Origin of the sequence: Streptomyces sp. CB02056 (assembly GCF_001905545.1) — a bacterium.
In the GTDB taxonomy this organism is placed as follows: Bacteria; Actinomycetota; Actinomycetes; order Streptomycetales; family Streptomycetaceae; genus Kitasatospora.
Window position 1 is genome coordinate 214,058 of sequence record NZ_LIPD01000010.1, and the last position, 13,524, is coordinate 227,581.

The window sequence follows — 13,524 nt, forward strand, 5'->3', positions numbered from 1 at the left end:
CCTCGGGCGGGCCCGCACGGAGGACTGCCGCGGGCCCGGCCTGCGGCCCGTCAGCCCCGGCGGCGCTGCTTGATCCTGATCGGCCCCGACCGGGGGTGGCCGATCACGGTCAGCACCGGGGCGCCCGGCTCCGCCTGCTCGGCCGCCTTGTTGACGATGTTTCCGGTGTTGGTGCTCGACGGGTCGATCCGTACGCCCCAGCCGCGCGGGACGATCAGCCGGATGTGGCCCATGCCGGTCGATGCCTCGACCATGATCTCCCGGTGGGGGCACACGGCCTCGGTGAAGTCGACCGTGAGCAGCGAGATCTTGGTCTCCGCGACGATCCGACGGGGCACGGACCAGCGGCCGCTCTGCACCATGTTGTTCATCCGGGGCCGGAGCGTGAGGACCTCCTCCGCCGCGGACGCCTCCCGGGCCTCCAGCCGGCCGCCGAGGTCGGCCACCAGGACGTCGAGTTCGCCGTACGTCCGCGCGGCGTAGGTGCGGTCGAGCCGCTCCTCCAATTCCCCGAGGTCGATGCGGCCGTCGCCGGCGGCGATCCGCAACTGCTCGGCCACCGCCTCCCGGTCGCTGTCCCCGGCCCGGGGTTCCACGGCGGCCCCGGGCGTCTTGTGCGGCGCTGGCAGTTCCTCGTTGACCATGCGGCTACTCTAGGTCGCGAATCGTTCTGGTGGGCGGCTCGATCGCCAACTCCGCACGGCCCGAGGATCCTTGAGCGCACCCGGAGGAGCGGTCGGAGGGGCAGCCGAGGGAGCGGCCGGACGACGGGCTTCGCCGGGTGCGCTGGAAGCGCCCGGCAGGCTTCCGCAAACCGTTCGCGACGGCCCGACCCCACGTACCGGACCGGCCTTCGGCCTGCCCGAGTCCGCCTCCCGTGTCCGACGCCGTGCCCGCCTCCCGTGTCCGATCCGGCGCCGCGGGCCGTGGCGCCGAGCGGGTCGTTCTCCCCCGAGTGGACCGCTGCCACCCCCTTCAGGCTCCCGTCCGGGCGCGGAGAGTCCGACCATGGAGGGACGGAGGCTGTCCGGCCCCCCCGAGAGGCGGTGAGCGTGGATGATCGCACGAATCCGGCTGCGCGCCGCCCGTCACCCCACGACCCCGCCGGGCTCCGGCCCCGACCCCGGCCCGAGGCAGGGCTGGGGCCAACCACGGGGCCCGGGCCCGGGCCCCGACCCGGGCCGGAACCAGCGCCCCGGCCCCGGCGGCCCGGCCAAGCCCCCGCCGCCCTCGTGGCGCCGCTGGCTGCTGCCCGTCGCCGTACTGGTGACGCTGCTCCTGCTGGTGCTCTTCTCCAACCCCGGCAAGCCCGGCACCCGCTACGGCTACACCGACTTCGTGAACCGGGTCGACGCCGGCCAGGTGCAGACCGTGGACGTCAGCGACACCGGCGCGGTGAGCGGCACGCTCAAGGACGGCACCCGCTTCACCAGCCAGATCCCGACCGCCCTGGACACCTCCCAGCTCAGCAGCGCGCTCTCCGACCACCACGTGACCGTCACCGGCAGCCGGAGCAGCGGCGGCGGCTCGATCTGGTCCTCCCTGCTGCTGTTCCTGCCGCTGCTGATCTTCGGCGGGCTCTTCCTCTGGTCCGGCCGGATGGCCGCCCGTTCGCTGGGCGGCGGTCTGAGTGCCATCGGACGGTCCCGGGCCAAGATCATCGAGGCGGAGCGGCCGGACACCGGGTTCGCCGACGTGGCGGGGTACGAGGGGGTGAAGCAGGAGGTCAGCGAGGTGGTCGACTTCCTGCGAAGCCCGGAGCGGTACGCCGCCGCCGGGGCCAAGGGGCCGCGCGGGGTGATCATGGTCGGGCCGCCCGGCACCGGCAAGACCCTGCTCGCCCGGGCGGTCGCCGGCGAGGCCTCGGTGCCCTTCCTCTCGGTGACCGGCTCCGGCTTCGTGGAGATGTTCGTCGGCGTCGGCGCCTCCCGGGTCCGCGACCTCTTCGACGAGGCCCGCAAGCGCGCGCCGTCGATCATCTTCATCGACGAGATCGACGCCGTCGGCGGTCGCCGGGCGGGCGGCACCCGGCTCGGCGGCAACGACGAGCGCGAGCAGACCCTGAACCAGCTGCTCGCCGAGATGGACGGCTTCGACCAGAGCACCGGCATCGTCGTCATCGCCGCCACCAACCGCCCGGACGCCCTCGACCCGGCCCTGCTGCGCCCCGGCCGCTTCGACCGGCAGGTCACCGTCCCGCTGCCCAACCAGGCCGAGCGGGCCGCCATCCTCGCCGTGCACGCCCGCGGCAAGACCCTGGCCCCGGACGTCGACCTCGGGCGGCTCGCCCGCGGCACCCCCGGCTTCTCCGGTGCCGACCTCGCCAACCTGGTCAACGAGGCCGCCATCAACGCCGTGCGCGCCGACCGGGCCACCCTCACCGCCGACGACCTCGACACCGCCCGCGACCGGGTGCTGCTCGGCCGCCGGGAGTCCTCCAACGCGCTGCTGCCCGACGAGCGGCACGCCGTCGCGGTGCACGAGTCCGGACACGCGCTGGTCGCCGCGCTGTGCGAGCACGCCGACCCGGTCGCCAAGGTGACGATCCTCCCGGCCGGCGTCGCCCTGGGCGCCACCGAGCAGCTGCCCGAGGCCGAACGGCACTTGTACAGCGAGGCCTACCTGGTCGACCTGATCACCGTCCAGCTCGGCGGCCGGGCGGCGGAGCTGGTGGTCTTCGGCGAGGGCTCCACCGGCGCCGCGAACGACCTCGCCAACGCCACCTCGGTCGCCACCCGGATGGTCCGCGAGTTCGGCCTCTCCCCGGAACTCGGCCCGGTCGGCTACTCCAGCGGCACCCCGCACTACCTCGGCGACAACCCCGAGGACCTGCTGCGCCGCCCGTACTCCGAGCAGACCCAGCGCGCGGTGGACGAGGCGGTGGCCCGCCTGCTGCGCGGCGCCGAGCGGCGGGCCGTCGCCCTGCTCACCGACCACCGGCACCACCTGGACGAGCTGGCGGCGCTGCTGGTCGCCCAGGAGACGGTGGACGGCCGGGTGGTGCTCGACATCCTGTCGCACCCGGCGCCGGGGCCGGAGCGGCCGGTCTCGCTGCGGAAGCCGGACGGGCCCGAAGGAGCGGCGGCGGCGGACGCGCGGCCGGCACCGGCGGACACGGACGCGCAGGCGGCACCGGCGGACACGGACGCGCAGGCGGAACCGGGGGAGGCCCCCCGCCCGTGACGGCCGCGTCGTGGGTGGTCGTATCCTCGTGATCGCGTCACGTACCCACCGTCCCGAGGAGTCGGAATGACCGAGCCCCTGCCCGCCGACGTCCAGCGGGAGATCGCCCGTGCCCTCGGGGTCGTCCCCGTGCCGGACCCCGCGAAGGAGTCCGAGCGGCGGGTGGAGTTCCTGGTCGGCCAGGTGCGGGCCACCGGCGCGCGCAGCCTGGTGCTCGGCATCAGCGGCGGCGTCGACTCCACCACCGCCGGGCGCCTGTGCCAGCTCGCCGTCGAGCGGCTGCGGGCCGAGGGGCACCAGGTGACCTTCACCGCCATGCGGCTGCCGTACGGCGTCCAGGCGGACGAGGCGGACGCCCAGCTCGCGCTCGGCTTCATCCGCGCCGACGAGGTGCTGACCGTCGACGTCAAGCCCGCCACCGACGGCGCGCTCGCCGCCCTGAAGGCGGCCGGCCTGACCTACGGCGACCACGGCCACGAGGACTTCGTCGGCGGCAACGTCAAGGCCCGCCAGCGGATGGTGGTCCAGTACGCGGCGGCGGGCGCCAAGGGCGGGCTGGTCGTCGGCACCGACCACGCGGCCGAGGCCGCGGTCGGCTTCTTCACCAAGTTCGGGGACGGCGCGGCCGACGTGATGCCGCTGTCCGGCCTCACCAAGCGCCAGGTGCGGGCGGTCGCCGAGGCGCTGGGCGCGCCCGCCGAGCTGGTCAAGAAGATCCCGACCGCCGACCTGGAGGACCTCGCCCCCGGCCGCCCCGACGAGGACGCCCTCGGCGTCAGCTACGACGCCCTGGACGACTTCCTGGAGGGCATGCCGGTCAGCGAGGAGGTCTTCCGCACCGTCCTCGGCCACTACCGCCGCACCGAGCACAAGCGCAACCTGCCGGTCGTCCCGCCGGTGGTCTGACCGGTCCGGACGAGCGCGCCGCCGGGGCCGAGGGGGCCGAGGGGGCGAAGGCCCTCGGCGGTCTGATCATGACGTGGACGACCAGGCCCCCGGTACCGCCAGGTGACCGTGGGGCTGCCGAACATCGCCCGGCGCGTACGGGCCGAAGCCCGAGGGGGGCGGAGTGACGACGGTGGAGCGGCTCGCGGTGGTGTCCGGCGGCGGGACCGGGATCGGCCGGGCGATCGCGGCGCGGCTGGTCCGGGACGGGCACCGGGTGGTGGTCCTCGGCCGCCGGGCGGCGGTGCTGGAGCAGGCCCGGGAGGAGATCGAGCGGACCGCCGGACCGGGGCGCGTCGTGCCGGTGGCGGCCGATCTGACCGACCCGGCGGCGGTCGAGGCGGCGGCGGCCCGGATCGCCGCGCTCGGGCCGGTGGACGTGCTGGTGAACAACGCGGGCGCGATCGTCACCCCGCCCGCCGATGACGGTCTGGCCGCGCTGGCCGCCGCCTGGCGGCGGGACCTGGACGGCAATCTGCTCACCGCCGTGCTGCTGACCACCGCGCTCCAGGACGCGCTGCGGCGGCCCGGCGGCCGGCTGGTGGTGATCAGTTCGGCCGCGGCCCAGCGCGGCGGCGCGGGCCCGCACTCGGCGGGCTCGTACGCCGCGGCCAAGGCCGCGCTGCACGGCTGGGCCTTCGGCCTGGCGCGGCAGTTGGGGCCGGACGGGATCACGGTGAACGTGCTCGCGCCCGGGTACGTCGAGTCCACCGAGATCTTCGGGGCAGGCTGGAGCGAGGAGTTCCACGCGCGGAAGGTGGCCGACACCCTGGTCGGCCGGGCGGGCACCCCGGCCGACGTGGCCGAGGCGGTCGCCTACCTGGCCTCGCCGGCCGCCGGGTACCTGACCGGTCAGGTGATCGGGCTCAACGGCGGTGCGGTGCTGGGCCGTTGAGCCCGGTCGAGTGACCGCTCCCCGGGTCGGAGGACCGCCGGCCTACTGCTCCGCGATCCAGTCCGTCACCAGCTCCTCCAGCACCCCCAGCGGCAGGCTGCCGTGCCCGATCAGCCGGTGGTGGAACTCCCGGACGTCGAACCGGGCGCCGAGCGCCGCCTCGGCCCGCTCGCGGTGCCGCACGATCTCCCGGCGGCCGATCAGGTAGGCGGTGGCCTGGCCCGGCCAGGCGATGTAGCGGTCGATCTCGTTGCGGACGTTGGCCTCGGGGGTCGCGGTGTTGGCCCGCATGTAGGCCTTCGCCCGCTCCCGGGACCAGCCGTAGTGGTGCATCCCGGTGTCCACCACCAGCCGGACCGCCCGCATCGCGTCCAGCGAGAGCATCCCGAACCGGGACAGCTCCGAGCCGTACAGCCCCATCTCGTCCGCGAGCCGCTCGGTGTACAGGCCCCAGCCCTCGACGTGGGCGGTCAGCTGGCCGCTCGGGTTCCGCCGGAACCGCGGCAGGTGGTGCAGGGTCTGCGCGACGGCGAGCTGGAGGTGGTGGCCGGGAACGCTCTCGTGGAAGGCGATCGCCTCGTACTCGTAGCTGAACCGGGTCTCCGGGCGCAGCGTGTTGATCCAGTGGGTGCCGGGCAGTCCGCCCGGGCCCGGCGGCTGGTAGTAGGCCAGCGGCGCGGTCTCCGCCTCGATCGGGTCGATCTCCCTGGTCACGCAGTCGGCGATCGGGTACGGGCGGAACCAGTCCGGGGCGGCGCGGCGGGCCCGGTCCAGCGCCCCGTCCGCCAGGGCGACGATCTCGGCCGCGCTGCCGAAGCGCAGCGAGCGGTCCTCGCGCAGCGCGGTCAGCACGGCGGCCGGGTCGGTGATGCCCAGCACCTTGCCGCCCAGCTCGGCGAACTCCTCGCGCAGCGCCGCGACGGCCTCCAGACCGATCCGGTGCACCTCCTCCGGGGTGAGCCCGGGCCGGGTGAAGCGGGCGACGGCGTCCGCGTAGCCCTCGGCGCCGCCCGGCACGTGGCAGACCCCGGGCTTGTCGTCCGGCCGGGCGCCCGGGGCCAGCCGCTGGGCCAGCCCGGCCAGGAAGCGGGCCACCGCGGGGCGGACGGCTTCGCGCACGATCGCCAGGGCGCGCTCGGACTCCGGGCGGCCGGCCAGCGGCCGCAGCAGCTTGTCCTCGGCCGGGGCGGTCGCCAGGTGGGCCTCCAGCTGGGCGACGGCGGCGTCGACCCCGCTGCGCAGCGGGTGGCGGCCCTCGGCGGCGGCGTCCAGGGTGCGGCGCAGGACGGCGTCGAAGTAGTCGGGCAGCGCGGCGAGGCGTTCCAGGTAGGCGTCGGCGCCCTCCTGGTCGATCGAGGTCATGGCGAGCGCGGTGAAGGCCTCGTTCTGCGGGGCGACGATGGTCGCCGAGACGCTGAACTCGGCCAGCCCGTGGGTGATCTGGCCGATGCCGTTGGCGAGCAGCCGGGCGAGCACCCGGTGGGTGATCCGGTCCTCGCCGGCCAGCGAGTCCAGCGGGATCGCGGCCAGCCGGGCGGTGAAGCCCAGCAGGGCCTCGCGGTGGCGGTGCGCGGCCGCGCGGGACGGGTCGGGCACCAGGTGGGCGTAGCCCTCGACCCCGCTGAGGGTCGCGTCGAACGGGTTGTGGGTGTTCTCGGCGTCGAAGAACTCGTCCGCGAGTGCGGCGAGTCCGGTGTGCTGAGGCTGTTCGATCACGGTCGCTCCCCCGATGCGGTGTACCGCGGCGCGGCGTACCGCCGTGCCCGGTCCCGCCGATTATTCGGAGCGACCGGCGGCCCGGTCAATACGCGCTGGTGGGACGGGGGTTCCGTCCCCTCCCGCCGGCGGTCGCCACGCACGAACCCGCGTACGGACCCGTGGACGGACCCACCTGCGAAGCCGCGTACGGACCCACCCGCGGACCCGCGTACGGACCCGCGCACACGACGGTGCCGGCGTCCGTCGGAACGGACGCCGGCACCGTCGTCGCGCGGGGGCCCGGCAACCGGCGCCGGGGCGCCGCCGTGCCGGGCGGGGGAGGACGGGTCAGCTGGCCTTGGCGGCCTTGCCCTCCTTGGCGGCCTGGGCGGCGGCCTCCTTCTCGTGCTTCTCCTTGATCCGGGCGGTCTCCTTGCGGACGTCCACCTGGTTGGCGCGCTCGTGCTGGAGCCAGAGCGGGTTCTCGGCCTTGACCGCCTCGATCTGCTCGGTGGTGAGCGCCTCGGTCACGCCGCCGCGGGCCAGGCCGGAGATGGAGATGCCGAGCTTGGCGGCGACCACCGGGCGCGGGTGCGGGCCGTTCTTGCGCAGGTCCTGGAGCCACTGCGGCGGCTCGGCCTGCAGCGCGCTGAGCTCCTCGCGGGAGACCACGCCCTCCTGGAAGCCGGTCGGCGCCGCGTCGAGGTAGATCCCCAGCTTCTTGGCCGCGGTGGCCGGCTTCATGGTCTGGCTGGTCTTCTGCTTGAGCGATGTCATGGTGACAAGGGTAAGGGAGTGCGCGGGCGCTCCCGGTCACGGTCGGTAGCCTTGCCTTGTGACAGACATGCAGGTGAACCCGTCCTTCCGGCTCGTGTACGTCCCGGGTGTGACCCCCGGCAAATGGGTCCGGGTCTGGAGCGAGCGGCTCCCGGACGTGCCGCTGGACCTCCTCGCGGTACCGTTCGGCGACGGCGAGCGCACGCTGCGCGAGGGCGGCGCGGACGCCGGGCTGGTCCGGCTGCCGGTCGACAAGGACGTGCTGAGCGCGATCCCGCTCTACAGCGAGACCACCGTCGTGGTCTTCCCCAAGGACCACTGGCTCGCCGCCGCCGAGGAGGTCGCGCTGGACGACCTGGCCGAGGAGGTGGTCTTCCACCCGCTCGACGACACCCTCGGCTTCACCGCCGACACCCTGCCCGGGCGGCCCGCCATCGCGCGTCCGGACAGCACGGAGGACGCGATCGAGCTGGTCGCGGCGAACGTCGGCGTGCTCCTGGTGCCGCAGTCGCTGGCCCGGCTGCACCACCGCCGGGACCTCACCTACCGGCCGGTGGTGGAGGCGCCGCAGTCCCAGGTGGCGCTGGCCTGGCCGCAGGAGCGGACGACGGACCTGGTGGAGGAGTTCATCGGGATCGTCCGCGGCCGTACGGTCAACAGCTCGCGCGGGCGCGGGGCCGGGCAGGCGGCGCCCGAGGCGCAGCCGAAGAAGGCGGCGGCCGGCCGGGGCAAGCCGCAGCCGCAGAAGTCCGGCGGGCAGAAGGGCGGCGCGCAGAAGGCGGGCGGGCAGAAGTCCGGCGGACAGCGCGCGGGGGCGCCGAAGGCCGGGGGTGCCAAGGCCGGCGGGCGGGGCGCGGCGGCCCGGCGCGGCAGGCCCAAGCGGTGACCGTGGCGTAGCGTCTGCCCCGTTCGCTTGCAGTCGAGGCGGGAGGAGCGGGGCAGTGTGGCACGACCTGATGGCCGTCCAGATTCCGATCGTGGAGAAGGTCCTCCGTACGGTCGCCGTCTACGTGCTGATCCTGGTGCTGTTCCGGCTGGCCGGGAAACGCGGGCTGGCGGGGCTGAACACCTTCGACATGGTGGTCGTCTTCCTGCTCTCCAACGTGGTGCAGAACGCCATCATCGGCAACGACAACAGCCTGCTTGGCGGCGCGATCGGGGCGGTCACGCTGGTCGCGGTGAACGCCGGCGTCACCCGCTGGCTCGCCCGCGACCCGAAGGCCGCCCGGCTTCTGGAGGGCAGGCCCACCACCGTGGTGAAGGACGGCAAGCTGGTCGAGGGCGCGCTGCACAGCCTGGCGCTGCGCCCGTCGGAGCTGGAGCACGCCATCCGGATCCAGAACGGCGACAAGGTCGGCGACGTCGCCCGCGCCCGGCTGGAGCCGGACGGGCAGCTGCTGGTGGCCCTCAAGCACGGCGAGCAGAGCGCCACCCGCGCCGACGTCGAGGACCTGCGGCGCCGGCTGGCGGAGATCGAGCGGCTGCTCACCGCGATCGCCGCCGACCGGCGCCCGCCGGGCTGACGCGGGCTCGCGCTCGGGCTCGGGTCCAGGCTCAGAGCCGGGCCCGGGCGCGGGTTCAGGCCCGGCTGCCGGCCCAGACCAGGCGCCCGGTCGACGCCGTGATGCGGTAGTCGGCCTCCGCACCGGGCCGGGCGTAGGCCTCGACCCGGCGGCACACCACGAAGGCCGGGTCCCGCTCCGACTCCAGGACCAGGTAGTAGTGCCCCACGCCGGAGAGCTCGCCCGGGCCGCCGTCGGAGAACTCCCGGATGCTCTTGCGCTCCTCGGGGGTGGCGGAACGGATCGTCAGCGTGGGGTAGTGGGTGTGGAGCTTCATCGCCCGCACCGTCTCGAAGACGATGTCGAGGGTCTCCGGCTCCTGCCCGCCCGCCTGGCTGCGCAGCACCAGTTCCTTGTGGCCGATGCCGTAGTGCCAGAGCTGGAAGGAGCGGGGGCTGTGGAAGGGGGTCTTCGCACTCCTGGTCATCCGGGCATGATCACCGGTCGGCCGGCGCCGGGGCAAGGGTTTCGGCGCGCCGGCGGCGGGCGGCGGTGAGGGCCACGGCGGCGGCCAGGGCGAAGCCGAGGGCGGCCGAGAGCAGGTGGCCGACGGTGGTGAAGGGCGGGAGGGGGCCGGGCCATTCGCCGTCGCCGGAGAGCGGCCAGGCGAGGACGAAGGCGGCCCAGGGCAGCCGGGCCCAGCGGGGCAGGGCGAGGACGGCGAGGGCGAGGACGGTCTGGGCGCCGTAGCTGATGCCGTAGTCCGAGGCCTGGCGCACGCTCTCCGGGTACCAGCCGTGCCGCAGGGCGAACACGATCACCGCGGCGGTGAGCAGGGTGGCGCCGATGTGCCCGCCGAGGAGGACGGCGGCGGCGCGCGGGCTGCCGAAGCGGCGCTCGGTCCAGGCGAGGCAGCAGCCGATGCCGAGGCCGAGGGTGATCAGGGTGCCGCCGAAGCCGGTGGAGAGGATCTCGGTGAGGGTGCCGTCGAACAGCAGCGCGCTGCCGAACAGGGCGGTGACCGGGTGGTCGTGGAGGTTGTCGAGGTTGGTGCTGATGTGGTCGCGGAGCGCGTCCGCCCGGTCCGGGGCGAGCAGGTTCCCGACCCAGACGTTCCCGAGCAGGAGCAGGAGGACGTAGCCGAAGGTCAGCGGCGAGCGGCGCGGGTACGTCCGGACGGCGCGGAGCAGCCCGGTCAGGAGCCCCGATGGGATGGGTGCGTTCATGGTCTGGTGGTGTCCCGGTCGAGCGGTGTGGTCCGCGGCCGGCGCCCGTGCGGCCGGCCCTGCCGGGACAGTACCGAAGCCCGGTGGGGCTCCGGTCAGCGGACCCGGCGGGTCAGCGTCGCGGTGAAGGGCCGGGGCACGAGGGAGGAGCCGCGGACGGGGCGGACGGGCCGGCCGGGGGTGGGGGCGATGGTCCAGCGGGCGGCGATGGTGGCGATGGCGAGGACGGCCTCGGTGGTGCCGAAGGCGTCGCCGATGCAGCGGCGGGCGCCGAGGCCGAAGGGCGCGTAGGTGCCGGGGGCGGGGCGGGCGGTGGTGAGCCAGCGGTCGGGGTCGAAGCGGTCGGGGCGGGGGAACAGGTCGGGCCGGCGGTGCAGCAGGTACGGGCTGTACAGCAGGGTGGCGCCGGCCGGGACGCGGTGGCCGCCGAGCTCGGTGTCGGTGGTGGCGGTGCGGCTGAGGATCCACGGCGGCGGGTAGAGCCGCAGGGTCTCGCTGACGATCCGGGCGGTGAGCGGCAGGGAGGGCAGGTCCTCGTGGCGGGCGGGCCGGCCGTCCAGGACGGTGTCGAGCTCGGCGTGCAGGCGGGTCCGGACGGCCGGGTTGGCGGCGAGCAGTGTCCAGGCCCAGGAGAGGGTGGCGGCGGTGGTCTCCATGCCGGCCAGCAGGAAGGTGACCACCTGCTCGTGGACTTCGGTGTCGGACAGGCCCCGGCCGTCCTCGTCCGTCGCGTCGAGGAGCGTGGAGAGCAGGTCGTGCCGGTCGGTGCCGGTGGCGCGGTGCTCGGCGATCAGCCGCCGGGTGATCTCCCGCAGGTCCTGCTGGGCGCGGCGGAAGCGGCGGTTGCCGGGGGTGGGGAGGCGGTCGGTGCCGGGCAGCGGCAGCATCAGCCGCCGGCCGACGCCGCGGGTCACCACGTCCATGCTCCGGTGCACCGGCAGCGAGCCGGCCCGCTCGTGCGCGGCGAACAGGCAGCGGGCGGTGACGGCGGTGGAGAGGCGGTACATCGCGGCGGGGACGTCGATCACGTCGCCATCGTGCCAGCGGGCGGTGGCGCCGGCGATCTCCTCGATCATCAGCGCGGCGTAGCCGGGCAGCCGGTCGCGGTGGAACGCGGGCTGGAGCATGCGCCGTTGGCGCCGGTGGGCGGCGGCGGGGCAGGTGGCGAGGCCGTTGCCGAAGACCTCCCGGGCCTTGTCGAGGAGGGGCCCGCCCTTGTCGAAGGTGTGGTCGTCGGTGAGCATCCGGCGGACCAGCTCGGGGTGGCAGACCACGTACGCGCGGAGCGGGCCGAGGCGCAGCCGGACGAGGTCGCCGTGGGCGGGCAGGCCGGCGACGAACTCGTGGGGGTGGTGGAGGAGGGCGGGGGCGTGGCCGAGCAGCGGGAGGCCGCCGGGGGCGGTGGCCGCGGTGAACCGGGTGGTCGGGAAGAACGGGGTCGGCACGGGCGTCACCTTGGTTGGGGCGGGAGGACCGGGACGAATCGCGAACGTGATCTTTCCCGGCGGTGTGCGGCGAAACGATCGTTGACCGGCGGACGGGGTGAACGCGGGGGCGCGGGGCGAACGATCGTGCGCCCTCGCTGTCTTGACGGCTCGTCCGCCCGTGAGCGGGCGCCCCGGGCCGCAGGGCGGCGCGGGGTGGGCCTACACTCGGAGCCCAGTGAGATTACCGGTCAGTAGAACCGGGCAGGTACGAGCAGCCGGTGCGATGGTCGGACGGCGGAACGTCCGGCGGGGAGTGGGGAGTTCGGATGACCGACGAGCGGGTCCACGCGTTCGCCGACGACGCCCTGGGCGCCCACGACGCGGTGGCGCTCGCCGCGCTGGTCCGGGCCGGTACGGTCAACCCCCGGGAACTGGTCGGCGCGGCCGTCGACCGGGCCGCCCGGGTGGACGGCGCGCTGCTGCCCGTCGCCCACGCTTCGTACGACAGGCCGCGGATCAGCCGGGAGGGCATCGGCGGTCCGCTCTGGGGCGTGCCGACCTACCTCAAGGACAACGTGGACCTGCGCGGCCTGCCGACCGGGATGGGCAGCGAGGCCTTCCCCGCCCGCCCGGCCCGCCGCAACGCGCGCTTCACCGACCAGTTCCTCGCCACCGGCCTGGCCGTCCTCGGCAAGACCCGGCTGCCCGAGTTCGGCCTCAACGCCTCCACCGAGTTCGCCACCGCCCAGCCGGTGCGCAACCCGTGGAAGCCCTCGCACTCGGCCGGCGCCTCCTCGGGCGGCGCGGCCGCCCTGGTGGCCTCCGGCGTGGTGCCGATCGCCCACGCCAACGACGGCGGCGGCTCGATCCGCATCCCGGCGGCCTGCTGCGGGCTGGTCGGCCTCAAGCCCACCCGGGGCCGGCTGGTCACCAACGCCCAGAGCGGCAAACTGCCGATCGACCTGGTCACCGACGGCGTGCTGACCCGCTCGGTGCGCGACACCGCCGCCTTCCTCGCCGCCGCCGAGCGGCACCGGAGCAACCCCGCGCTGCCCCCGCTCGGCCTGGTCGAAGGGCCCGGCGAGCGGCGGCTGCGGATCGGCCTGGTGGTGGACTCGCCGACCGCCAGGACCGACGGGCCGACCCGGCGGGTGGTCGAGGAGACCGCCGCCCGGCTGGAGGCGATGGGCCACCTGGTCGAGCCCGCCGCACTGCCCTTCGGCGAGGAGTTCTCCCGCGACTTCGTCAGCTACTGGGGCTACATCGCCTGGGCCGTCGCGGCCACCGGCCGGCTGCTGATCGACCCGGGCTTCCGGGCCGGGAGGCTGGACGGCCTGACCACCGGGCTGCGCCGCCGGTTCCAGGCCGAGTTCCCGCGGACCCCCGGCGTGCTGCGGAGGCTGCGCCGGGCCGAGGGCGTGTACGCGCGGATCTTCCGCACCCACGACGTGATCCTCTCCCCGGTGCTCGCCCACACCACCCCGCCGATCGGGCACCTGAGCCCGAACGTGGACTTCGACGAGCTGATGGACCGGCTGACGCGCTACGTGGCCTTCACCCCGGTCAACAACGTGGCCGGCGGCCCGGGCATCGCCCTGCCGGCGGGCTCCGCGCCCGGCGGGCTGCCGGTAGGGGTGCACCTGTCGGCGGCGCACGGGCAGGAGCGGCTGCTGCTGGAGCTGGCCTTCGCGCTGGAGGCGGACCGGCCCTGGCGGCGGATCCAGGACTGAGCGGGCCGGTCCGGGCCCGGTCGGCCGTTCGGCGACGGCGGCGTTCGGAGTGGCGGCGCCCAGGGCCCCGCTGCTCAGGACCCCGCTGCTCAGGACCCCGCTGCTCAGGACCCCGGTGCTCCGGGCGGTGACACGTTCCGG

12 protein-coding genes are annotated in these 13,524 nt (G+C 75.2%); 6 read left to right on the forward strand and 6 right to left on the reverse strand.

The window, feature by feature from the left end; translation table 11 throughout:
- Window positions 1-50: 50 nt before the first annotated feature.
- Window positions 51-644, reverse strand: a complete 594-nt coding sequence (locus AMK13_RS27905) for a DUF1707 SHOCT-like domain-containing protein (protein ID WP_074004565.1) — start codon at window positions 642-644, stop codon at window positions 51-53.
- Window positions 645-1,056: 412 nt separating this feature from the next.
- Here AMK13_RS27905 and ftsH point away from each other — a divergent pair, with 412 nt between their 5' ends.
- From ftsH to AMK13_RS27920, 3 genes are all read left to right on the forward strand, one after another.
- On the forward strand, window positions 1,057-3,183 hold the full coding sequence (ftsH, locus tag AMK13_RS27910) for an ATP-dependent zinc metalloprotease FtsH (RefSeq protein WP_079272531.1): 2,127 nt from the start codon (window positions 1,057-1,059) through the stop codon (window positions 3,181-3,183).
- 66 nt (window positions 3,184-3,249) lie between these two features.
- Entirely contained in the window at window positions 3,250-4,089 is an 840-nt protein-coding gene (gene nadE / locus AMK13_RS27915) for an ammonia-dependent NAD(+) synthetase (protein WP_074004566.1), read from the forward strand.
- A gap of 163 nt (window positions 4,090-4,252) precedes the next feature.
- The gene (locus AMK13_RS27920) at window positions 4,253-5,023 is read left to right on the forward strand and encodes an SDR family NAD(P)-dependent oxidoreductase (protein ID WP_310593214.1); all 771 of its coding nucleotides are present in this window, start codon (window positions 4,253-4,255) and stop codon (window positions 5,021-5,023) included.
- A gap of 42 nt (window positions 5,024-5,065) precedes the next feature.
- On the opposite strand, the gene AMK13_RS27925 is transcribed toward AMK13_RS27920, so the two are convergent.
- Both AMK13_RS27925 and AMK13_RS27930 read right to left on the reverse strand, forming a co-directional pair.
- Window positions 5,066-6,739: a DUF885 domain-containing protein gene (locus AMK13_RS27925; protein WP_158077748.1), complete on the reverse strand. Its 1,674-nt coding sequence runs from the start codon at window positions 6,737-6,739 to the stop codon at window positions 5,066-5,068.
- Window positions 6,740-7,069: 330 nt separating this feature from the next.
- On the reverse strand, window positions 7,070-7,498 hold the full coding sequence (locus AMK13_RS27930; RefSeq protein ID WP_049657333.1) for a DUF5997 family protein: 429 nt from the start codon (window positions 7,496-7,498) through the stop codon (window positions 7,070-7,072).
- A 58-nt stretch (window positions 7,499-7,556) separates the two neighbouring features.
- Here AMK13_RS27930 and AMK13_RS27935 point away from each other — a divergent pair, with 58 nt between their 5' ends.
- Window positions 7,557-8,384 (forward strand): LysR family substrate-binding domain-containing protein, encoded by an 828-nt coding sequence (locus AMK13_RS27935; protein ID WP_074004567.1) that lies wholly within the window; start codon window positions 7,557-7,559, stop codon window positions 8,382-8,384.
- A gap of 55 nt (window positions 8,385-8,439) precedes the next feature.
- Window positions 8,440-9,021 (forward strand): DUF421 domain-containing protein, encoded by a 582-nt coding sequence (locus AMK13_RS27940; protein WP_049657336.1) that lies wholly within the window; start codon window positions 8,440-8,442, stop codon window positions 9,019-9,021.
- Window positions 9,022-9,076: 55 nt separating this feature from the next.
- Here the strand turns inward: AMK13_RS27940 and AMK13_RS43705 are convergent, their stop codons facing one another.
- The 3 genes from AMK13_RS43705 to AMK13_RS27955 form a co-directional block, all read right to left on the reverse strand.
- Window positions 9,077-9,487: a hypothetical protein gene (locus AMK13_RS43705; RefSeq protein ID WP_074004568.1), complete on the reverse strand. Its 411-nt coding sequence runs from the start codon at window positions 9,485-9,487 to the stop codon at window positions 9,077-9,079.
- A gap of 10 nt (window positions 9,488-9,497) precedes the next feature.
- Window positions 9,498-10,226 carry a rhomboid-like protein gene (locus AMK13_RS43710; protein WP_074004569.1) on the reverse strand — a complete coding sequence of 243 codons (729 nt, stop codon included), beginning with the start codon at window positions 10,224-10,226 and terminating at the stop codon, window positions 9,498-9,500.
- Window positions 10,227-10,321: 95 nt separating this feature from the next.
- A complete protein-coding gene (locus AMK13_RS27955; RefSeq protein WP_074004570.1) occupies window positions 10,322-11,671 on the reverse strand; it encodes a cytochrome P450 in 1,350 nt (449 codons plus the stop codon).
- A gap of 308 nt (window positions 11,672-11,979) precedes the next feature.
- Here AMK13_RS27955 and AMK13_RS27960 point away from each other — a divergent pair, with 308 nt between their 5' ends.
- A complete protein-coding gene (locus tag AMK13_RS27960) occupies window positions 11,980-13,383 on the forward strand; it encodes an amidase (RefSeq protein ID WP_049657344.1) in 1,404 nt (467 codons plus the stop codon).
- The last annotated feature ends 141 nt before the right edge of the window (window positions 13,384-13,524 follow it).

Coding starts and splice junctions, on each gene's coding strand:
- AMK13_RS27960 (WP_049657344.1), top strand. CDS start 11,980: ATGACCGACGAGCGGGTCCACGCGTTCGCCGACGACGCCCTGGGCGCC.
- AMK13_RS27930 (WP_049657333.1), bottom strand. CDS start 7,498: ATGACATCGCTCAAGCAGAAGACCAGCCAGACCATGAAGCCGGCCACC.
- AMK13_RS43710 (WP_074004569.1), bottom strand. CDS start 10,226: ATGAACGCACCCATCCCATCGGGGCTCCTGACCGGGCTGCTCCGCGCC.
- AMK13_RS27905 (WP_074004565.1), bottom strand. CDS start 644: ATGGTCAACGAGGAACTGCCAGCGCCGCACAAGACGCCCGGGGCCGCC.
- ftsH (WP_079272531.1), top strand. CDS start 1,057: ATGATCGCACGAATCCGGCTGCGCGCCGCCCGTCACCCCACGACCCCG.
- nadE (WP_074004566.1), top strand. CDS start 3,250: ATGACCGAGCCCCTGCCCGCCGACGTCCAGCGGGAGATCGCCCGTGCC.
- AMK13_RS43705 (WP_074004568.1), bottom strand. CDS start 9,487: ATGACCAGGAGTGCGAAGACCCCCTTCCACAGCCCCCGCTCCTTCCAG.